Origin of the sequence: Paracidovorax citrulli (assembly GCF_900100305.1) — a bacterium.
Classification (GTDB): Bacteria; Pseudomonadota; Gammaproteobacteria; order Burkholderiales; family Burkholderiaceae_C; genus Paracidovorax; species Paracidovorax citrulli.
This window is the reverse complement of sequence record NZ_FNEY01000013.1, coordinates 1-20,057: the sequence shown is the minus strand read 5'-3', so window position 1 is coordinate 20,057 and position 20,057 is coordinate 1. Positions and strand designations below refer to the sequence as shown.

The window sequence follows — 20,057 nt, the reverse complement described above, 5'->3', positions numbered from 1 at the left end:
ACCACGAGCGCCGCCACGGCCTCCCCGCTATCCCGCCATCGGCGCCAGCTGCGGCACGCCGCGCCGCTTGGCCACGGCGATGGGCGGGGCCCAGCGCGAGCCCTGGGGCTTCTTGCTGGTCACGAGCGTGATCTCGGCCGGCTCGAACACTTCCAGGTTGTGGGTGATGGGGGTGGTCAGCACGTACTGCGCCTGGGTGGACCGCAGGAAGTGGCCCACCAGCTGGATGTTGCGCACGTCCAGGTGGGCGAAGGGCTCGTCGATGAAGACGAAGCCGCCCGAGCCGCTTTCCTCGTCCTTGAGCAGCCCCACGAGCAGGATCAGCGACTTGATGACCTGCTGGCCGCCCGAGGCCTCGCCGTCGTTGAGGCCGATGCTGCCCTTGCCGTCGAACGCGAAATGCACCTTGAGGCCCGCCTGGGCGAGCACGGTGTCGTCGTTCTCCAGCAGCGGCAGGTCGGCCGCCACCTCCACGCCCGCCAGGGCGCCGAGTTCCTGGATGTTCTTGCGGTAGCGCCGCACGGTGCTGCGCAGCACCTCGATGTAGCTTTCGCGCGCGTTCATCACGGCCGTGCCGGCCTGGGCGTTCTTGACCTGGTGGTCCGACAGGCTCAGGCCCTGCTCGCGCACGGTGGCTTCCATGCGGCGATAGCGCTCCTCCACGGTGGCGTCCTGCTCCCAGGTGCCCTGTTCCAGCTCCTGCTCGACGGCGGCCAGGCGCAGCTTCGCCTGGGTGTCGTTCACGTACTCGTCCACCAGTGCGCTCAGTGTCTCCGCGGCCGTCCAGCGGGCGGGGAACTGGCGGCGCTGCGCCTGGCTGCGCGCTGCGGCCTCCACGTGCCCGCGGCGGCGCGCGGTCCATTCCTGCGCGGCGCGTTCGGTATCGCTGCGCGAGCGCCGCAGCTGCTGCTCCAGCCGCTGGTGTTCCTCCGTGAAGGCGCGGTGGCGGTCGTGCACACGCGCAGCCTCGGTGTCCAGGCGCTGCCAGCGCTGGGCCGCGGCGATGCGCGCCTGCCTGGCCGCCGGCAGTTCCTCGCGCGCCTGGGCGAACTCTTCGCTGCGGCGCGCCAGCTCTTCCGCGGCGCTGTGGCCTTCGAGCGCGCGGCGGGTATCGGTGATCTGCCGCTTCAGGGCCATGAGCCGGTCGAGCACGGGCGCGAGCTGGCCGTCGATCTGCGCGAGGTCGCGCTCGGCGGCGGCGCGGCGCGCCTGCACGGCGGCGGCGCCGAACTGGTGGTCGCGCGGCTCCACCCACATGGAGCGCGCCCCGCGCCCGTCGTGCATGTAGGCCTGGGGCGTGATCCAGGTGCCGCCCAGGCGCTTGCCTTCGCGCGGGTCGGCCACGCAGCGCAGCTGCTGCAACTGCTGCACCAGCCAGCGCGGCACGGGCGCCGTGAAGCGCACATGGGCGAGCAGGGTACCGGGCTCGCCGCGCAGCGGCTTTTCGCCGGGGCCGACCAGGTAATGGCGGTAGCGCTCGCGCTCGCCGATGTCGTAGGCCTCGGCCAGATCGCTTTCCTTGTCGAGCAGCACCACCCAGCGGTGGCCGCGTAGCACGCCTTCGATCGCGGCGCGCCAGGCCTCGTCCACCACCTCGATCACCTCGGCCACGAACTGGTGGCCGATCCCCTGGGCCGTGAGACGCCTGCGGAACTGCTGCACCTCGGGCGGCAGGGGCGGCAGCGACTGGCCTTCGAGCGCCTTGAGGGCGTCCTGCGCTATCCGGCGGCGCTGCTGCAGCGCGGAGCGCTCGTCCTGCGCTGCGGACTCCTGCTCCTGCAGTTGCCGCAGGTGGGCCTGCAGCTCGTCGGCGTTGCTGCCCTTGTCCACCAGCGCGAGCAGTTCGGCCTCGCGCTTGGCCAGCTGCTCCAGCGGTGCCTCGTGGCGCGTGGCGTCGTCCAGGGCCGAGCGTGCTTCGTCGCGTTCGGCGCGCAGGCGCTCGGCATCGGCCTGGGCGCGGGTGCTTTCGTCCAGCAGCGTGAGCAGGCGCTTGTTCTGCGCGGCCTGCTCGGCCAGCGCGGCGCGGTGCTGTGTCTTCTGGCGCCGCAGTTCGCGCGCCTGCTTCGCCAGGCCTTCACGCTCACCGTGCCAGCCGAGCACGGGCAGGACCTCGGTGGCGAGCCGCTCGCGTTCGGCCAGCTTGAGCTGCCAGGTCTTGTAGCTGGTCACGCGGTTGCTCAGTTCCGTGAGCTGGGCGCGGCTGTGGTCGAGCTCGCGCTCGGCCTGCGCCATTTCGCGCGAGAGCTGCTGCTGGTGTTCGCGCGCCTGGTCGTAGGCATCGAGCACCTGCTGGTCGCCGAACACGTCGAAGACGAGCCGAAGCAGTTCGCGCGGGCTGAATTCGCACAGCCGGTCGGTCTGCCCCTGCTCGAGCGACAGCACGCGGGCGATGGCGGGAGACAGGCCGGCCGCGCCGAGCACGCGGCCCCAGGCCTCCACGCCCATGAAGCCGAGATCCTTCTCGGGCGTATCGCGCAACTGCTCGATGGAGACATCGCCGTCGAGCAGGCAGTAGCGCCGCTGCCAGTCGCCGCCGTTCTTGTCGATGCGGCAGGCGAGCGTGACCTGATCGGCGTACAGCAGCCGGCGCGCGAAGGGCCGGCTGGAGGTCTGGCGGCCCTGCGGGCGGTTGTCCACGACCGCGCGCAGCCACGCGGTCTGCGCGCCGGCATGGCGGGCATAGGTGCGGTAGTCGCGCGGGGCCGAGCAGCGCAGGCCCAGCAGCGTGCGCATGGCGTCCAGCAGCGTGGTCTTGCCCGAACCGTTGGGGCCGGCGATGGTGATGATGGAGGCGTCCAGCGGCAGCGCGACGCGCTGGCAGTAGTCCCAGTGGACGAGTTCGAGGGTTTGCAGGTGGAACATGTGCGGGTGGAGAGGCCCGGTCAGGCCGTGGGGGTCTCGGACCCGGAAGAAGGGGCGGCGGCGTCGGCGGCAGCGTCCGGTGCCGCCGGTGCCGCGGCGCGCTCGCGCGCGAGCACGTCGGCCAGGGCGCCGTCGAGGATGCGCGGCGCGAGCACGTCGTAATCGAGCAGCACGTCCAGCAGCGGGCCTTCGCCGATCTCGTCCTGGCGCCGCGTGATGAAGCCGTGGCGCTCCAGCAGCTTGAGGTTGGCATCCAGGCGGAGCTTCTTGCCGAGCTGGTTGCCGTAGTCCTCCAGCAGTGTCTTGTACGAGAGCACGGGGCTCACGAGCCGCGCGGAAGGCAGGGGCTTGGCCCCGGGGAAGAAGTCGTTCTGGCCATCGCCCTCGGCCTCGGTGCGGCTGGTCTGGCGTTCGCGCTTCGGCAAAACGATGAGCGCCCAGAGCACCACCAGCAGGGCCTGCGCGTCGCGCGGCAGGTCCAGGTTGTTGTTGGCGTTGAGCGCGCCTTCGCCCAGCACGGCGTTCTGCGCGGGTTGCAGCAGGGCGAGGCTGACATGGTCGGCGTAGATGCTGTCCACGAAGCGCAGCCCGGACTGCGCCAGGCGCTGCTCGACCTGCGCGAAGAGTTCGGCATCGACCAGCGCGCGTTTGACCCGCGGGTGGCTGCGCGGCAGCCAGCGGCGCGTGAGGAGTTCTGCGATCAGCAGGGCGGCGTCGTCCATGGGCAGCGGTCCATCCGAAAACGAAAAAGGCAGTCAGGAAAAAACGAAACCAAAACAGGGAGCAGGCAACAGGCCGCAGCTTCAGCCGGCGGTATCCGGCGGAGGGTCCGCGGGAACCAGCCGGCCCCGGCTCACCAGTTCCACCTGGGGGTGGTCCAGGGCCTGGATGGCCGCCTCCCATTCCACGCGCCAGGGCTGGCGCGCGAGCGCCCCGGTGGCGCCGGGCAGCACGCCGGCCTGCGGATCGCCCAGCAGCGGCAGCAACTGGGCCTTGTAGGCCACCTGGGCATAGCGGGCGGAATGAGGCTCGGCGCCGAGCAGCGCGGCGGCCACGTCGCGCGGCCCGCCGGCCGCTTCTCCGGCGGGCGCCTCCAGCGTCCAGGCCGCCAGCAGATCGGACAGATCGCCCAGTTCGCGCGGCAGGGCCACGGCGGCCAGCGTTCCGGCCGGGGCTTCCTGGGCGCCGGGCAGGTCTTCCGCGGGGCCCTGGGTGGGGCGGTCGCGCTCGAACTCGGCCTCGGTCACGTCCAGCAGTTCATGCGGGGCCAGGGCGCACAGGCCGACCGGCACGGCCAGCGCGGTGTCGAGCAGCGCGGCAGGCTGGCGCAGCGTCTGCAGCCAGCGCTTCACATCGGTGCTGGTGATGCCGGTGGTGCCGAGCGTCACGCGCTGGCGGTCCACCTGCTGCAGCGCGCGGTTGAACTGGCTGGCCATCGCCAGTAGGCGCGATTGCGCCTGACCCAGGGCGCGGGCCGCACGTTCCATGGCGATGTGGCCGTGAGCATGGCCGATGATGGCGGTAATGGCGTCGGAGGCCCGGTCGATCAGCAGGGCCGCGCGGTCGTAGCGCTGGCGCGCCGCGCGCAGCCGGAATTCCGAACCGCTCGCGATCGCGTCCGCGAACTCGCCGTGCAGCCGGGTGAGCTGCGCCTGCAGCATCTGCAGCTGCCCCGCGTCGAGCGCCCCGAGCTGGTTCGCGCCCACGACCTGCCCGAGCAGCGCGGCCAGTTCGCCGCCTTCGGCGTCCTGCCCGGCCGCGTCGCCGCTGGCCAGCGGCGCCAGCAGGCCGGCCACGCGCTGCGCGAGGGGGGGCAGCGCATAGGCGCGCACGCTGTCATCCCAGGCCAGCAGGCCCACGTCGCGGAAGCGCTTGAGCACGGTGTCCAGCGCCTCGGGCCGCAGCGCGTGGAAGAGTTCGTCGATGCGCTCGCGGGACAGCTGGGACTCGCCCTGGCGGGCGAGCTGCAGGAACGCCCACAGGCGCAGCTGCACCAGCGCGGCGGGGCCGTGGAACAGCCCGCTCAACGCCTGCGACAGCTCCTGCTCGCGCGCGATGCGCCAGAGCAGGGGATCGTCCGTGGCGGCGTCCGTGTCGCGGAAGAAGTCGAACAGGGCGCCCGACGCCTCGTCCGGGCCGCCGGGCAGCAGGGCATCGGCGTCCGCCAGGTCCGCCCAGGGGGCGTCGGCGCCGGGAGCCGGGGAGGAAGATTCCATGCGCGCCGCCATCATGCGCACGCCAGCAGCGAAAGCGCCGCCACCGAGGCCGTTTCTGCGCGCAGCACGCGCGGGCCGAGGCTCGCGGGCAGGAAACCGCGCTCCAGGGCGAGGTCTTCCTCGTGCGGGGCGAGGCCGCCCTCGGGGCCGTGCAGCACCTGCACGCAGGCGGCACCCGCCGCGGCGTCGTGCAGCGGCCGGCTGCCTTCGCGCAGCGACAGCACCAGCCGCGCGGCACCGGGCGCGGGAGGCAGCCGCAGCCAGTCCGCCAGCGGCAAGGGGGCTTCCACCCGCGGCACGCGGTTGCGCCCGCACTGTTCACAGGCCGCCGCGGCGATCGCCTGCCAGTGCGCCTGCCGCTTGAGCGCCCGCTCCCCGGAGAGCTTGAGCACGCTGCGGGCCGCCGCCACGGGCTGGATGCGCGCCACGCCCAGTTCGGTGGCTTTCTCCACGAGCCAGTCCATGCGCTCGTTGGCCGGCATGCCCACGACGAGGTGGACGCTGCGGCCGGCCTCGCGCTCCACCGGGTCGTGCGCGTCCACCAGGACTTCGACATCGGACCGGCCCATGCGCGCCACCGTGGCCGCGTACTCGCCGCCGCGCCCGTCGAACAGCGTGATCGCGTCGCCGGGCTGCAGGCGCAGGACCTGCACGTGGCGCGCGGCAGCGGGCGGCAGGGCCAGCGCGGCTCCGCTGGACAGCGGCTCGGGGCAATGGAAGCGGGGAATGTTCACGCTGGCGTCGTCGGTGTTGGAGGATGATGGAGTGGGGAATGCGGTGGGCGGCACCCGGTGTTGTGGAGGCAAGGCCCGGGAGCCCGGGCCGTCCCCTTCAGACCCGGCCGAAGGCGTAGCCGGCCACGGCTTCGGTGCCCTCGATGGCGTCGATGAGCCGCAGCAGCGGCACGAGTTCGCGGTAGCGCCCGGCCGTGGAGCGGATGTAGCCGATGAAGCGGGGCGTGTCGGCCAGGTACCGGGGCTTGCCGTCGCGCAGCGTGAGCCGCGCGAAGATGCCGGCCACCTTCAGGTGGCGCTGCAGCCCCATCCATTCGACCGCGCGGTAGAACTCGCCGAAGTCGTCGCCCCAGCCGGAGGCGCTGCCGCTGCCGAGAATGCCCGCACGCCGGGCCTTCTCCCAGTAACGTACGGTAATGTCGATGACGAAATCCTCGTCCCAGCTGATGAAGGCATCGCGCAGCAGGCTGGCGATGTCGTAGGTGACGGGGCCCCACACGGCATCCTGGAAATCGAGCACGCCCAGGGGGGCGCCGGCTTCGGAGGGCACCATCAGGTTGCGCATCATGAAGTCGCGGTGCACATGGACCGGGGGCGCGGCGAGGTTGGCCGCGACGATGGTGTCGAACGCGCGCGCCAGCGTCGCCTGCTGTCCGTCGTCCAGCGCCACGCCCCGGTGGCGGGCCAGGTACCAGTCGGGAAACAGCGCCAGCTCGCGCCGCAGCAGCGCGGCGTCATAGGGCGGCAGCGTGTCCGGCTGCGAAGCCTGCTGCCACTGCAGCAGCACGTCGGTGGCCTGCAGGTACCAGGCGTGGGCGTCGGCCGGGCGCGCCGGGTCGAGGCGCTCGATCACCGTTTCGCGGCCCAGGTCGGACAGCAGCATGAAGCCGTGGGCTTCGTCCCAGGCCAGGATCCGCGGCACATTCAGGCCCGCCTCGGCCATCAGCCGCTGCACGTGCGCGAAGGGGCGGCAGTCTTCCTTGTCCGGCGGGGCGTCCATGACGATGCGGCTCGCGCCGTCCACGCCGTCGATGCGCAGGTAGCGGCGGAAGCTCGCGTCGGCGGAGGCGGGGCGCAGGCTGGACGGCACCAGGCCGTGCGCGGTCGCCAGCGGAGCCAGCCAGGCATCGAACGCGGCGCGGCGGGCGGGATCGGGCCACGCGACGGCGTGGGCTCCGGCAGCGGCGGCCGGGGAGGGGGGACGGGGGTGGCTCATGGATAATCCGATTTTACAAACCCGGTCTCTCCCGTCCGGGTGGCCTGCGGTGCCCGCCCCGAGCGGGCGCGCCGCCGACCGGTTGAATCCATGGACCTTTCTTCCTTGCCCGATCCTCTCCGACCGACGCATTCCCGCCTGCCTGCCCGCCGCCGGGACCGTGCCGAACCCCCGCGGTTCGAGCAGCGGGCGCTGGCCCGTCTGGCCGCCTGGATGGTGTGCGGGCTGCCGCTGGCAGCGCTCGCGCAGACCGACCCCGGCCCCGGCGCCACGGCCGAGCCCGCACCCGCCCTGCGGTCCAGCCCGCTGCTGCAGGAGAAGATTCCCGAAGACGCGCGGCCGAAGCTGCCGATCTTCGTGCGGGGCGACCATGTGTCCGGCCAGCCCGACATCAACGCCACCGTCGAAGGCAATGCCGAGCTGCGGCGCGGCGACACCATCATCCACGCCGACCGGCTCGACTACGCGGTGCCAGACGACCTCGCCAAGGCGCGCGGCAACGTGCGCATCAACCGTGCCGGCAACGTGTACGAGGGGTCGGTGCTCGAGCTGCAGGTGGATGCGTTCTCCGGCTTCTTCGACGACGCCAGCTATCGTTTCCTCGCGAACGGCGCCTATGGCGACGCGCGCCGCGTGGACTTCATCGACCGCGACCGCGCCCTGGTCCACGAAGCCACCTACACCACCTGCCAGAAGAACGACGAGTCCACCTGGAAACCGGCCTGGATCGTGCGCGCCCGCAGCATCAAGATCGACAATGCCGAGCAGGTGGGCACGGCCGAAGGGGGCGTGCTGGAGTTCCAGGGCGTGCCGATCCTGCCGGTGCCCGGCAGCTTCACGTTCCCGCTGTCCGACAAGCGCAAGACCGGCCTGCTGCCGCCCACCGTGGGCATCGACAGCGTGAGCGGCGTCGTGTACTCGCAGCCCTACTACTGGAACATCGCGCCCAACCGGGACGCCACCATCACCCCCATGGTCATGTCCAAGCGGGGCGTCAGCACCAGCGGCGAATTCCGCTACCTGGAGCCGACCTACAGCGGCGAGCTGCGGGGCGACTACATGCCGTCGGACCGGCTGCGCAACCGCGACCGCTGGGCGCTGGGCCTGAAGCACCGCGGCGTCTTCGACACCGGCATCGGCGGCATCGGGCTGAACGTGGACGCGACGCGCGTGAGCGACGACAACTACTGGCGCGATTTCAGCACCCGGACCAACGGCGGCATCAGCCAGCTCACGCAGCGTCTGCTGCCGGCGGACGCGACCCTGTTCTGGGGCGCCAACGACATGTCGCTGAGCCTGCGCACCCTCAAGTGGCAGACGCTGCAGGACGTGAACGCGCGCATCGTGCCACCCTACGACCGCATGCCCCAGATCCACTGGGGCTACATGCCGTCGTCGCTGCCCGGCGGCTTCGATGGTAGCGTCGAGGCCGACTACACCGATTTCCGCGCGGACCGTGCGCTCACCGGCCAGCCCAATGCGCGCCGCAGCTACGCCATGGCGCAGTTCAGCCGGCCGTTCCTGGCGCCTGCGGGGTTCATCACGCCGCGGCTGCAGTTCCACGCCACGCAATACGACTTCGACAGCGCCCTGCCTTCCACGGGACGGCGCACGGCATCGCGCGTGCTGCCCACCTTCAGCCTGGACAGCGGCCTCGTCTTCGAGCGCGACGCGCGCTACTTCGGCCGCAACTTCCTGCAGACGCTGGAGCCGCGCGCCTTCTATACCTACACGCCGTTCCGCGACCAGAGCATGATCCCGGTGTACGACACGGCGGCGAACGACTTCAACTTCGCCACCATCTACACCGAGAACGGCTACAGCGGCAGCGACCGCATCGCGGACAACAACCTGCTCACCCTGGGCGTCACCACCCGGCTTCTGGATCCCGAGGACGGCGGCGAGGCGGCGCGCTTCGGCATTGCCCAGCGCCTGCGCTTCAGCGACCAGAAAGTGGTCATGCCGGGCGAGGCGCCCGTGAGCGAGCGCCTCTCGGACGTGCTGGTGGGCGCCGGCATCAACTGGACGCGCCAGTGGGGCTTCGACTCCACCGTGCAGTACAACCCCAAGACCAGCCGTTCCATCCGCTCTACCATCGGGGCGCGCTACAACCCCAGCGACTACCGCGTCATCAACGCGGCCTACCGCTTCCAGCGGGGCACCAGCGAGCAGATCGACGTCGGGTGGCAGTGGCCCATCAACGACCTCTGGGGCGACAAGGGCCAGAACCTGGGCCCGGGCCGCGGGCAGGGCGGGGGGCGCTGGTATTCCGTGGGCCGCCTGAACTACAGCCTGCAGGACCGCAAGCTCGTGGACACGGTGATCGGTTTCGAATACGACAGCTGCTGCTGGATCGGGCGCGTGGTGCTCGAGCGCCTGCAGAGCAGCGTGACCACGGCCACCACCCGGCTGCTCTTCCAGATCGAATTCGTGGGCTTCTCCCGGCTGTCGCTGGGCTCCGACCCGATCCAGACGCTCAAGCAGAACATCCCGCGCTACCAGTACCTGCGCGAGCCGGTGCCTCCGCCGAGCCGGTTCACCAACTACGACTGACGGCCCGTTCCCCGATCCATCGCCCCGATCCGCATCCGACGCTTTTCCATGAACCATCGAGCATTCATCCTGGGCCTCGCGGGCTTCGCCTCCGCCATCGTTTCCGTCGCGCCCGCGGGCGCGCAGGGCCTGCGCGTGCCCGGCGGCACGGGGCTGTCGGCACCGTCGGCCTCGCCATCGCTGCGCGCCGCCCCCCAGATCACGCTGCCGGACCCCGGCCCCTCGGCCCGCGGCGCCGACACGGCCCGGCAGGCCGACTACATCGTCGCCGTGGTGAACACCGAGCCGATCACCAACAACGAGGTGCAGGCCCGCGTGGCGCGCGTGGAGCACCAGTTGGCCGCCCAGGGCGGCGAACGGCCGCCGCGGCGGGTGATCGCCCGCGAAGTGCTCGAACGCCTGATCAACGAGAAGATCCAGGTGCAGATGGCCACCGAGAGCGGCATCAAGGTGGACGACTACGCGGTTTCCCAGGCCGAGCAGTCCGTCGCCCGGCAGAACAGCGTGAGCATTCCGGAAATGCACCGCCGGCTCGCGGCCGACGGCATCAGCCCGGAGCGCTTCCGCAGCGAACTGCGCAACCAGCTGCTGATCCAGCGGCTGCGCGAGCGCGACGTGGAGTCGCGCGTGCGCGTGAGCGATCTCGACGTGGACCAGTACATGCGCGACCAGCAGCAGTCCGCGATGTCCGATCCGTCCAAGATCGAGCTGAATCTCGGCCACATCCTCGTCTCCGTTCCCGAGAACGCCAGCCCGGAGGTGGTGGAGCAGCGCCGCCAGCGCGCGCAGCAGGCCGCCGACCGCGTGCGGGCCGGCGAGGACTTCGCCAAGGTTGCGCGCGACCTCTCCGACGCCCCGGAGGCGCCCACCGGCGGCGAACTGGGCCTGCGCCCGGCCGACCGCTACCCGGACCTCTTCCTGCGGACCGTCCAGCAGGTGCCTGTGGGCGGCATCGCCGGCCCGGTGCGCTCGCCCGCCGGCTTCCATGTGCTGCGCGTGATCGAACGCTCGCGCGCGGGCATTCCCGCCACGGCCCTGCAGAACCATGTCCGCCACATCCTGCTGCGCACCGGGCCGCAGTTGACCGAAGCCGCCGCCGCGGAGCGGCTGGCCGAGTACCGCCGCCGCATCCTGTCGGGCCAGGCCGATTTCGCCACGCTCGCGCGCGAGCACTCCCAGGACGGCAGCGCCAAGCAGGGCGGTGACCTGGGCTGGGCCGGCCCGGGTCGCTATGTGCCGGAGTTCGAGGAGGCGGTGGACGCCCTCAAGCCGGACGAGATCAGCCAGCCCGTCGTGTCGCGCTTCGGCGTGCACCTGATCCAGTTGCTGGAGCGGCGCGAGGCCAAGCTCACGCAGCGCGAGCAGCGCGACATGGTGCGCGATGCCGTGCGCGAGAAAAAGCTCGAGGAAGCGTTCACCAACTGGGCCCAGGAAGCCCGTGCCCGCGCCTACGTGGAATACCGCGACGCGCCGCAATGAAGCACATTCCGCGCAAGCGCTTCGGCCAGCACTTCCTGGCCGACCAGGCCATCATCGACGCCATCGTCCGTGCCATCGCGCCGGCGCCCGGCCAGCCGATGGTGGAGATCGGCCCGGGCCTCGCCGCGCTCACGCAGCCGCTGGTCGAGCGGCTCGGCCGCCTGACGGTGGTGGAGCTGGACCGCGACCTCGCCCAGCGCCTGCGCAGCCACGGGCAGCTCGACGTGATCGAGTCCGACGTGCTCAAGGTGGATTTCTCCGCGGTGGCCGCGGACCTGGGCGCGACCCGCATCCGGATCGTGGGCAACCTGCCCTACAACATCTCCACCCCGATCCTCTTCCACCTGCTCGAGCACGTGGACGTCGTCGAGGACCAGCACTTCATGCTGCAGAAAGAGGTCATCGACCGCATGGTGGCCCAACCCGCCACCAGCGACTACGGCCGCCTTTCGGTGATGCTGCAATGGCGCTACGCCATGGAAGACGTGCTTTTCGTGCCGCCCGAGAGCTTCGACCCGCCCCCGCGCGTGGACAGCGCCGTCGTGCGCATGGTGCCGCACGCCGCTCCCGCGCCGGTGGCGCCCCGGCTGCTCGAGGAACTCGTGCAGGTGGCCTTCAGCCAGCGCCGCAAGCTGCTGCGCCACACCCTGGGCCGCTGGCTCGAAGCCCGCCAGTTCACCGGCACCTTCGATACCCAGCGCCGCGCCGAGGAAGTACCCGTGGCCGACTACGTGGCCCTGGCGCAGGCCTGCGCCTGACCCATGTAACCCCGCAGCAAGATACCGTCACGGCGCTTGAAACGGTCACGGCCCAGGCCGGCAGCAGCCGCGCAAGGGCCGCCCCGCCGCGCCGGCTGCGTCCCCCTTCCCGTAGCGCGAAGCGCGTAGAGAGAAGGGGCTGAGGGCCGCGGCTCACAGCCTGCCTGCGCAGGCTGGGGACGTGCCCGAAGAGCAGCCGCTTCTGGCGGCGGCGCGGAGGCCCGCAGCGCCTCAGGGGGATGTACCGAATCAGGCAGCAGCGAGCCAGTAACCCGCATTGAACGGGCTGCTCATGCGCAGCGCGAGCGGGGAAACGTCCACGAGCTTGTCGGTGGGCATCTTCTCGGCGCCTGCAGCGAGAGCGATCTGGATGGGCTCTGCCACGGCCTCTTTAGCCTCGTTCGCCCGTTCTGCCTGGCTGTTGGATGCAGAACGGGCTACAGAAAAGAATAGAAACACCGGAAGGCGATCTTGCGGTCGCCCCAGTAGTCCGCCGCTTCGCGGAAGATGTCCAGGAGCTGCTCGCGGGCTTCCTTGTCGAACTTCACCGTCGTGGGAATCTGCTCCAGTACCACGATGAAGCCGGGCTGCGGGCCCGATTTGTGCAAGGGGTCGGTCATGCAGTCGTACAGCGCATCGAAGTTCTTGCCGAAGTGCGCGGGGAACATGAACTGGCTCGCGATGAGTTCCAGGACGTCCTGCTTGGTCTGCGCGTGCGCAAGGTTGGCATAGAGGAAGTGCTGGCCGAGCGCCTGGGCGGAGGCCTGCAGATCCTGCACGCGGAAGGCCCGGATCGACTGCACTATGTTGGGGCGCACGCCGCGCAGTGGGTTGTCCTGGTCGTTACGAAGTGGCATTTCCATCTCCGCTGCTCTTTCTTTATGTAGTCACCAATGAGGAATATCGCCGGAAACCGCCCGGATGGCGCGGTTTTCAGGAAAAGAGTCGGCAGGCCCGTGATCGTTCTGTGCATCGGCTCCTGCCCGCAAAGGCCCGGAGCCAAGTCATTCCACGATCTTCCGAAAGCTCGCGTAGTGGTCGCTGGTGTAGTAGCAGGCGTCCGGCGTGCGCGGGGGGCCGCCGCATACGATCCGCCGTGCACCACGGTTGCTCGCTCCCGGCGTCCTGACGGTGTATTCCCGGTAGTAGCCCCGCTTGTGCGAGGGCAACAGGCGCTCCCGGTTGCCAAAGACGCTGCCGTCCTTGTCGTAGGGGAAGGGGCCGCCTTCGCGGATGAGACGGAAGGTGGCGCGTCCTTGCGTGGGAAGTTCGGCCAATGCGATGGTGTCGGTTCCGCCCGGGGACGGAGCGTTCCGGGCTTCCCCCGAGAGAGGGGCCAGAACGAACGCGGCACCCAGAGCGTATGCAATACCTGCCGTGTACGCCCGGATGGCGATGGCCTTCAGCATCAACTACACCTTTCAGAAACTACGGGTTTACCCGAAATTTCGAGCCAGTAGTGTGACGTAAAGACCCCCAAAAAGCAAGCGCCTGCTCAATAATTGAGCAGGCGCCGGAGGGGTTCGGAGCCTCTTAAAGTTAGCGCTCGCTATGGCCGAGCCGGTCAGCGAGCGGCGTTGGCGTCCGCCACCGTGAGCGCTGTCATATTGACGATGCGCCGTACGGTCGCGCTGGCCGTGAGGATGTGCACCGGCTCGGACGCGCCGAGCAGCACGGGGCCGATGGCGATGCCGCCGCCGGCCGCCGTCTTGAGCAGGTTGTAGGAGATGTTGGCCGCATCGATGTTGGGCAGCACCAGCAGGTTGGCGCTTCCGGCCAGCGTGCTGTGCGGCATGACCTGGGTGCGCAGCGCGGCGTCCAGCGCCACGTCGCCGTGCATCTCGCCGTCCACTTCGAGCCAGGGAGCCTGCACCCGCAGCAGTTCCAGCGTCTGCCGCATCTTCACCGCGCTGGGCTGGGTGCTGGAGCCGAAGTTGGAGTGCGACAGCAATGCCGCCTTGGGCTTGATGCCGAAGCGCATCATTTCCTCGGCCGCCATCACGGTGATCTCCGCCAGCTGTTCGGCCGTGGGGTCGTAGTTGACGTGCGTGTCCACCAGGAACACTTGGCGGTCGGGCAGCAACAGGCCGTTCATGCAGGCGTAGGTGTTCACGCCGGCGCGCTTGCCGATCACCTGGTCGATGTAGTTCAGGTGGTGCGCGGTGTGCCCCCAGGTGCCGCAGATCATGCCGTCCACCTCGCCCTTGTGCAGCAGCATGGAGGCGATCAGCGCCAGGCGGCGGCGCATCTCGATCTTGGCGATGGGCACGGTGATGCCCTTGCGCTCGGTCATGCGGTGGTAGGTCTGCCAGAAGTCGCGGTAGCGGTGGTCGTTCTCGACGTTGACCACGTCGTAGTCCACGCCTTCCTTCAGGCGCAGGCCGAACTTCTCGACGCGCTGGGCGATGATGGCCGGGCGGCCGATCAGGGTGGGGCGGGCGATCTTCTCGTCCACCACGATCTGGGCGGCGCGCAGCACGCGCTCTTCCTCGCCCTCGGCGTAGGCCACCCGCTTCCTGGCGGCCAGCTTGGCGGCATTGACGATGGGCTTCATCATCGTGCCGGAGGCATAGACGAAGGTCTGCAGGTGGTCGCGGTAGGCGTCCATGTCGGCGATGGGGCGCTGGGCCACGCCGCTGTCGGCGGCGGCCTGGGCCACGGCCGGCGCGATCTTGATCATCAGCCGCGGATCGAACGGCTTCGGGATCAGGTATTCGGGACCGAAGGCCAGGGGCTCGCCCACGTAGGCCGCGGCCACCACCTCGCTCTGCTCGGCCTGGGCCAGCTCGGCGATGGCATGCACCGCGGCGATCTCCATCTCCAGCGTGATGGTCGTGGCGCCGCAGTCGAGCGCACCGCGGAAAATGTAGGGGAAGCACAGGACGTTGTTGACCTGGTTCGGGTAGTCGGTGCGGCCGGTGGCCATCACCACGTCGCCGCGCACGGCGTGGGCGTCCTCGGGCGTGATTTCCGGGTTGGGGTTGGCCAGCGCGAAGATGACCGGGCGCGCCGCCATCTTCGCCACCATGGCGGGCTTGAGCACGCCGCCGGCCGACAGGCCCAGGAACACGTCGGCGCCTTCGATGACTTCGGCCAGGGTGCGGGCGTCGGTCTTCTGGGCGAACTGGATCTTGTCCTCGTCCATCAGCTCGGTGCGGCCTTCATAGACCACGCCGGCCAGGTCGGTGACGAACACGTTCTCGCGCTTGAGACCCACCTTCAGCAGCAGGTTCAGGCAGGCGAGCGCCGCGGCGCCCGCGCCGGAGGTGACCAGGCGCACCTCGCCGATGTCCTTGCCCACCACCTTCAGGGCGTTGAGCATGGCCGCCGCCACGGTGATGGCCGTGCCGTGCTGGTCGTCATGGAAGACGGGGATGTTCAGGCGCTTGCGCAGTTCGCGCTCGACGTAGAAGCAGTCGGGGGCCTTGATGTCCTCGAGGTTGATGGCGCCGAAGGTGGGTTCCAGGGCGGCGATGACCTCGACGAGCTTGGCCGGGTCCTTCTCGTTGATCTCGATGTCGAAGACATCGACGCCGGCGAACTTCTTGAACAGGACGGCCTTGCCTTCCATGACGGGCTTGGAGGCCAGTGCGCCGATGTCGCCCAGGCCCAGCACCGCCGTGCCGTTGGAGATCACGCCCACGAGGTTGCCGCGCGACGTGTAGCGGAAGGCGGCGGCGGGGTCCTTGACGATCTCCTCGCAGGGCGCTGCCACGCCCGGCGAGTAGGCCAGCGCCAGATCGTGCTGGTTGACCATCTGCTTGGTGGCGGCGATGGCGATCTTTCCCGGTTTCGGAAACTCGTGGTATTCGAGGGCCGCTTGGCGCAGCAGGGCGCGTTTGTCAGGCGTGGTGTTGACCGGGGGGGTATCGGACATCAAGGGGTCTCCAGCTCTGTGAAGGGCTGCCGGACCTCGCCAGGAAGCGGGCGCTCCAGGGCGGGCCGGCGTTTTAGGGTGTGAGATTGTAGTCAGCCTGCCGTAGAAACCCTGGTACGCAATTGTGCTTAACCAGGGTGAAGCAGCCGTGACCTGGAGGTGCAACGCCGGACCGACGGGTATGCGCGGGGCGCAACCGTTCTGCCGCGCCGCCCGACCTTTTTTGTGCTGTGCCTGTTATTTTTGAATCAATTAGTTTCCAACTGATGGGTTTTGCAGCGATTTGCCGCAATCCGCGGCGAGACTTCGCGCCTGCAGTCCCATGCGTGCCAGAGGCTCCAGGCCTCTGCAAGCGCCCGAAACATTCCATTTTTCCTGATGCATCCATGAACGCAGTTCTTTCATGGTCCGGCTGGCTGGTGGCCGCTGCGCTGTCCACTGCGGTCCAGGCGGGGACCAAGGCGTCCCCGGCCATCGACCCCGCCCACTGCCAGCCGCCCGGCGCCGACCTGGTGCTGCCTGCAGCGTGGGCGCCCTACCGCGACGCGACGCGCGTGTGTGCCCTGACCGAACGCCCGGTGGGCAAGGCACCGGCCCGGGCGCCGGCCAGGGTCCGCCTGGTGGCGGTGTTTAACCGATGTCTATTACCGCAACCTGCCGGCGGATGCCCCATGGGAGCGCTTTCCCCTGCCGCTGCTGGTGGACGAGGCGGGCCGTTGCCTGGCCCAGTTGCCGCACCTCTTTCCCGTGGACCCGCCCGAGGACCTCGAGGTGCGCCCGGGTCGCTGGCGCGACGGCCTTCCGCAGGAAATCCGGCTGCAGGTGCGCTCGCCTGCGCAGGGCGGCGACTACCGCCTGCCCACGCTGCGGTGGGACAGCGCAGCCCGCCTTTACCGTGCCTCCCCCGCGAAGACCGCAAAGGCTTCATCGACACAGGACCACACCCCATGCCCGTAGATGCTGCAGCGGTCGCCAAACTCCAGCAGGCCTGCGATAAGGCCGCGGCCCTTTATCCCAATTCCTGCAGCCATTCGGTCTGGTACGTGATTCAGCAATACCTGCCCAACCAGCCGTGGATGAATGCCAATGCGCTCATGGACCATGTGCAGGGCCAGCGCCATTGGCGCTCCGTTCCTGCGTCGCAGGTGGGGGCGCTGGCGCGCGGCGGTGCGCTCATCGTCGGCGGCGGCTGGCCCGGCGCCCGCAGCAAGGGCGACAAGACCATATGGGACCCCTGGGCCAGCGATGCCAAGTTCGCGCAGGTGACCTTCTGGCAGCTCGTGCAGTAGCCTGCAGGCCTGAGGACGGTGCGCCCGCTCCGTCTGCGCCACGCCCACGTTCTCAGGCCGGATCGAGCGGAAACACCGGCCGCCGCACGTTCCTGAACGGAAACAGCGCGTAGTTGGACGTCGTCACCCCGGTGGGGCTGTCGCATTCGACCAGCGCGTGCGAGAGCGGCACGAACACCGGCCGGCAGTACATGCGCGACTTGAGCAGCACGAAGCGGTGGGCCGCCGGGTCCACTCCCACGCAGGAAAAGACGCCCAGGTCCCAGGGTTCGTGCGTGCGCTCGGTCACCACGATGCGCGCCTTGCCCGTGTCGAACAGCACCGTGCGGCCCATGGCGCAGCGCTGGCCGGTGTAGATAGGGCCGGTGACGGTGTATTCGCCATCGCTGATGGCCACCACCGTGCCCTCGACGGCCACTGGCTCCTTGGCCACGCCGAGCTGGGTGAGCGGCACCTTGTTGCCCAGGCGGACGGTGGTGCGCGCGCTCATGCCGGCCGCGACCAGTTCGGCGACGGCCTCGGGGTCGCACAGCGGGCCCACGGCGATGTCCTCCAGGCCTTCGGCCAGCGCGGCCTGCAGCACGTCCATGGAGTCGCAGGTGCCGCCCGACATGCAGTTGTCGCTGTGGTCCAGCAGCAGCACGGGGCGGTCGGCGCCCTCGGCCAGGGCCTGGGCGCGCCGCAGCGACGCGTCCAGCGGTTCGCTGTCGTAGATGAATTCCGCACGCTCCTCCCAGATCGCGGCGGCGATGCGGTCGGCGGCGGCCTGGGCCGGCGCGGGGTCGTCGGCGTCGGCGGTGACGACCACGCTCATGCAGGGGGCTTCGATGTCGGCGAGCGAGAAGCCCGCGAACACCGTGGCGGCGGGAACCCCTTCGGCCTCGGCCGCGCGCGCCGCGTCCACCGCCCGCAGCATCGCGCCTTGCAGCGTGGTGCTGCGCAGGGTGTGTCCCATCATGGGCAGCGGATGCCAGCGCACGGTGTAGCGCGCCCGGCCCTGCAGCATGTCCAGCAGCAGGCGGCCGGCGTGCTCGCCGGTTTCGTACATGTCGATGTGCGGATAGGTCTTGAAGCCCACCATCACGTCGGCGTGGGCGATCATCCTGGGCGTGATGTTGCCGTGCAGGTCCAGCGCCACGGCCACGGGCACGCCCGGCGCGGCCGCGCGCACGCGCTCCAGGAGGTCGCCTTCGCCGTCGGGGCTGTTCTCGGCCACCATGGCGCCGTGCAGGTCCAGCAGGATGGCGTCGCAGCCGGGCGCGGCCTCGACGATGCGGCGCGTGAGCTCGTCGTAGGCGGCGGCATGCACCGGGCCGCTGGGGTTGGCCATGGCCGACACGGGCGTCACCATCTCGGCGTCCAGGCTCCGGGCCAGGTCGATGAAGGCCGCCATGGCGGTGCGCATGCCGAGGTTGTCCTGCAGTGCCTCCTGCCCGTAGCGGGGCGAGAAGGCTTCCAGCGGCGTGGGCACCGGCGAGAAGGTGTTGGTCTCGTGGTTGAGGCGCGCGATCAGGAACTTCATCGTCATGCGGCCACCCCCGCGCTGCGCAGCATGGCGTGCAGCAGCACGTTGCAGCCGGCTTCCAGGTGTTCGGGTTCGGCGTCCTCGATCTCGTTGTGGCTGATGCCGTCCGCGCACGGCACGAAGACCATGGCCGTGGGGGCCAGGCGCGCCAGGTAAACGGCGTCGTGCCCGGCGCCGCTCACCACGTCCATGGCGCTGTAGCCCAGCGCAGCCGCGTCGGCGCGCACACCTTCGACCAGCTCGGGGGTGAAGGGCTGCGGGGGGAAGTACACCACCTGCTCCACCGCCACCGGCGTGCGGCGGGCGGCGCCGATGCGCTCGCAGGCTTCGCGCAGGGCGGCGTCCATCTGCAGCAGCACCGCGTCGTCGGCGGCGCGCAGGTCCACGGTCATGCGCACGCTGCCGGGGATCACGTTGCGGGAACTCGGAAACACCTCCAGCACGCCCACCGTGCCGCGCGCGTGCGGCGCGTGCGCCAGGGCGATGCGGTTCACCTCTTCCACCAGGCTGCCGGCGGCCAGCAGCGCGTCGCGGCGCAGGTCCATGGGCGTGGGGCCCGCGTGGGCTTCCATGCCCTGCACGGTCACGTCGTACCAGCGCTGCCCGAGGGCGCCCTGCACCACGCCGATCACGCAGCCGTTGGTTTCCAGCACGGGCCCCTGCTCGATGTGCGCCTCGAAGTACGCGCCCACCGCGGGCGTGGGCACCGCCTGGCCGGCATAGCCGATGGCGGCCAGCGCCTCCGCCACGCTGGTGCCGTGGCCGTCGCGCTGCGCGAGCGCATGCTCCAGGGTGAAGGCGCCGGCGAACACGCCCGAGCCCATCATCACGGGCACGAAGCGCGAGCCTTCCTCGTTGGTCCACACCGCGACCTCGATGGGGGCCTCGGTCTCGATGCCCGCATCGTTCAGGCTGCGCACCACCTCCAGGCCGGCCAGCACGCCGTAGTTGCCGTCGAATTTGCCGCCGGTGGGCTGGGTGTCGATGTGGCTGCCGGTCATCACGGGCGGCAGGCTGTCGTCGCGCCCGGCGCGGCGCGCGAAGATGTTGCCGATGGCGTCGATGCGCACGCTGCAGCCGGCCTCGCGCGCCCAGCGCACGAACAGGTCGCGGCCCTCGCCGTCCAGCGCGGTGAGCGCCAGCCGGCACACGCCGCCCTTCGGCGTGGCGCCGATGCGCGCCAGGTCCATCAGCGACTGCCACAGCCGCGCGCCGTTCACGCGGTACTGCAGCGCGGGGGGAGAGATTGTTATGTCCACGGTCGGTGATCCTGAAGGGGTTGGGGGGCGGAGAGCCGGCTCTAGGTGTGATGTCTCAATAGGTTGTTCATCCAGGCCCGACCTGGGAAGCTGTGGTTACCAGGCCCCAGCAACTCAGGACAGGACACCGGATGAACAGTCATAAGCATGCGCGATTGACCCGCGCAGGTCGAGCCCTTCTGGTCGACAGAGTGCTCCAGCAGAACTGGACGATGCGCCAAGCCAGCGAAGCCGCAGGCGTGAGCCTGCGCACCGGCTACAAGTGGATGGCCCGCTTTCGCAACGAAGG

General features: G+C 70.2%; 17 protein-coding genes. 6 read left to right on the top strand and 11 right to left on the bottom strand.

The features are described from left to right. Positions 1 to 27: 27 nt before the first annotated feature. The 5 genes from BLR99_RS10675 to BLR99_RS10655 form a co-directional block, all read right to left on the bottom strand. Complete coding sequence (locus tag BLR99_RS10675) at positions 28 to 2,862, bottom strand: ATP-binding protein (RefSeq protein ID WP_011797766.1); 2,835 nt, start codon at positions 2,860 to 2,862, stop codon at positions 28 to 30. 20 nt (positions 2,863 to 2,882) lie between these two features. Next, positions 2,883 to 3,584: a hypothetical protein gene (locus BLR99_RS10670; protein ID WP_011797765.1), complete on the bottom strand. Its 702-nt coding sequence runs from the start codon at positions 3,582 to 3,584 to the stop codon at positions 2,883 to 2,885. Between the two features lie 81 nt (positions 3,585 to 3,665). Then, positions 3,666 to 5,093 (bottom strand): hypothetical protein, encoded by a 1,428-nt coding sequence (locus tag BLR99_RS10665; protein ID WP_082081953.1) that lies wholly within the window; start codon positions 5,091 to 5,093, stop codon positions 3,666 to 3,668. Beyond that, positions 5,090 to 5,806, bottom strand: a complete 717-nt coding sequence (locus BLR99_RS10660) for a 16S rRNA (uracil(1498)-N(3))-methyltransferase (protein WP_048857460.1) — start codon at positions 5,804 to 5,806, stop codon at positions 5,090 to 5,092. Before BLR99_RS10660 ends, BLR99_RS10665 begins: the two co-directional genes overlap by 4 nt. Before the next feature lie 103 nt (positions 5,807 to 5,909). After that, the gene (locus BLR99_RS10655) at positions 5,910 to 7,028 is read right to left on the bottom strand and encodes an aminoglycoside phosphotransferase family protein (RefSeq protein WP_011797762.1); all 1,119 of its coding nucleotides are present in this window, start codon (positions 7,026 to 7,028) and stop codon (positions 5,910 to 5,912) included. Positions 7,029 to 7,118: 90 nt separating this feature from the next. Here BLR99_RS10655 and BLR99_RS10650 point away from each other — a divergent pair, with 90 nt between their 5' ends. Genes BLR99_RS10650 through rsmA form a run of 3 tightly spaced genes read left to right on the top strand, consistent with a single transcriptional unit; the run spans position 7,119 to position 11,818 of the window. Next, a complete protein-coding gene (locus BLR99_RS10650; protein WP_011797761.1) occupies positions 7,119 to 9,581 on the top strand; it encodes an LPS-assembly protein LptD in 2,463 nt (820 codons plus the stop codon). A 48-nt stretch (positions 9,582 to 9,629) separates the two neighbouring features. Continuing rightward, on the top strand, positions 9,630 to 11,060 hold the full coding sequence (locus BLR99_RS10645) for a peptidylprolyl isomerase (protein ID WP_011797760.1): 1,431 nt from the start codon (positions 9,630 to 9,632) through the stop codon (positions 11,058 to 11,060). Further along, positions 11,057 to 11,818: a 16S rRNA (adenine(1518)-N(6)/adenine(1519)-N(6))-dimethyltransferase RsmA gene (gene rsmA / locus BLR99_RS10640; protein ID WP_046060573.1), complete on the top strand. Its 762-nt coding sequence runs from the start codon at positions 11,057 to 11,059 to the stop codon at positions 11,816 to 11,818. The genes BLR99_RS10645 and rsmA overlap by 4 nt, the downstream gene beginning before the upstream one ends. 249 nt (positions 11,819 to 12,067) lie before the next feature. Here the strand turns inward: rsmA and BLR99_RS23665 are convergent, their stop codons facing one another. The 4 genes from BLR99_RS23665 to BLR99_RS10625 form a co-directional block, all read right to left on the bottom strand. Then, positions 12,068 to 12,202 carry a hypothetical protein gene (locus BLR99_RS23665; RefSeq protein WP_017438761.1) on the bottom strand — a complete coding sequence of 45 codons (135 nt, stop codon included), beginning with the start codon at positions 12,200 to 12,202 and terminating at the stop codon, positions 12,068 to 12,070. Between the two features lie 53 nt (positions 12,203 to 12,255). After that, positions 12,256 to 12,681 carry a barstar family protein gene (locus BLR99_RS10635; protein ID WP_017438762.1) on the bottom strand — a complete coding sequence of 142 codons (426 nt, stop codon included), beginning with the start codon at positions 12,679 to 12,681 and terminating at the stop codon, positions 12,256 to 12,258. A 141-nt stretch (positions 12,682 to 12,822) separates the two neighbouring features. After that, a complete protein-coding gene (locus BLR99_RS10630) occupies positions 12,823 to 13,227 on the bottom strand; it encodes a guanyl-specific ribonuclease (RefSeq protein WP_011797757.1) in 405 nt (134 codons plus the stop codon). A gap of 155 nt (positions 13,228 to 13,382) precedes the next feature. Continuing rightward, positions 13,383 to 15,695: an NADP-dependent malic enzyme gene (locus BLR99_RS10625; RefSeq protein WP_011797756.1), complete on the bottom strand. Its 2,313-nt coding sequence runs from the start codon at positions 15,693 to 15,695 to the stop codon at positions 13,383 to 13,385. A gap of 699 nt (positions 15,696 to 16,394) precedes the next feature. Between BLR99_RS10625 and BLR99_RS23455 the strand changes: the two genes are divergently transcribed. After that, positions 16,395 to 16,652, top strand: coding sequence for a hypothetical protein (locus BLR99_RS23455; protein ID WP_233423810.1), 258 nt, complete (start codon positions 16,395 to 16,397; stop codon positions 16,650 to 16,652). Then, entirely contained in the window at positions 16,643 to 16,984 is a 342-nt protein-coding gene (locus BLR99_RS10615; protein WP_046060574.1) for a hypothetical protein, read from the top strand. Before BLR99_RS23455 ends, BLR99_RS10615 begins: the two co-directional genes overlap by 10 nt. A gap of 52 nt (positions 16,985 to 17,036) precedes the next feature. On the opposite strand, the gene BLR99_RS10610 is transcribed toward BLR99_RS10615, so the two are convergent. Then, a complete protein-coding gene (locus BLR99_RS10610; protein WP_046060575.1) occupies positions 17,037 to 18,506 on the bottom strand; it encodes a M81 family metallopeptidase in 1,470 nt (489 codons plus the stop codon). Positions 18,507 to 18,508: 2 nt separating this feature from the next. After that, positions 18,509 to 19,762: a Zn-dependent hydrolase gene (locus BLR99_RS10605; RefSeq protein WP_434799983.1), complete on the bottom strand. Its 1,254-nt coding sequence runs from the start codon at positions 19,760 to 19,762 to the stop codon at positions 18,509 to 18,511. Positions 19,763 to 19,899: 137 nt separating this feature from the next. Between BLR99_RS10605 and BLR99_RS10600 the strand changes: the two genes are divergently transcribed. After that, the coding region (locus tag BLR99_RS10600; protein WP_139160157.1) for a leucine zipper domain-containing protein at positions 19,900 to 20,057 on the top strand (158 nt) is incomplete at its 3' end.

What these genes read in the sequence shown, in the direction of transcription:
- BLR99_RS10675 (WP_011797766.1), bottom strand. Translation starts at nt 2,862, where the DNA reads ATGTTCCACCTGCAAACCCTCGAACTCGTCCACTGGGACTACTGCCAG.
- BLR99_RS10670 (WP_011797765.1), bottom strand. Translation starts at nt 3,584, where the DNA reads ATGGACGACGCCGCCCTGCTGATCGCAGAACTCCTCACGCGCCGCTGG.
- BLR99_RS10665 (WP_082081953.1), bottom strand. Translation starts at nt 5,093, where the DNA reads ATGATGGCGGCGCGCATGGAATCTTCCTCCCCGGCTCCCGGCGCCGAC.
- BLR99_RS10655 (WP_011797762.1), bottom strand. Translation starts at nt 7,028, where the DNA reads ATGAGCCACCCCCGTCCCCCCTCCCCGGCCGCCGCTGCCGGAGCCCAC.
- BLR99_RS10650 (WP_011797761.1), top strand. Translation starts at nt 7,119, where the DNA reads ATGGACCTTTCTTCCTTGCCCGATCCTCTCCGACCGACGCATTCCCGC.
- BLR99_RS10645 (WP_011797760.1), top strand. Translation starts at nt 9,630, where the DNA reads ATGAACCATCGAGCATTCATCCTGGGCCTCGCGGGCTTCGCCTCCGCC.
- rsmA (WP_046060573.1), top strand. Translation starts at nt 11,057, where the DNA reads ATGAAGCACATTCCGCGCAAGCGCTTCGGCCAGCACTTCCTGGCCGAC.
- BLR99_RS10635 (WP_017438762.1), bottom strand. Translation starts at nt 12,681, where the DNA reads ATGGAAATGCCACTTCGTAACGACCAGGACAACCCACTGCGCGGCGTG.
- BLR99_RS10630 (WP_011797757.1), bottom strand. Translation starts at nt 13,227, where the DNA reads ATGCTGAAGGCCATCGCCATCCGGGCGTACACGGCAGGTATTGCATAC.
- BLR99_RS10625 (WP_011797756.1), bottom strand. Translation starts at nt 15,695, where the DNA reads ATGTCCGATACCCCCCCGGTCAACACCACGCCTGACAAACGCGCCCTG.
- BLR99_RS10615 (WP_046060574.1), top strand. Translation starts at nt 16,643, where the DNA reads ATGCCCGTAGATGCTGCAGCGGTCGCCAAACTCCAGCAGGCCTGCGAT.
- BLR99_RS10610 (WP_046060575.1), bottom strand. Translation starts at nt 18,506, where the DNA reads ATGAAGTTCCTGATCGCGCGCCTCAACCACGAGACCAACACCTTCTCG.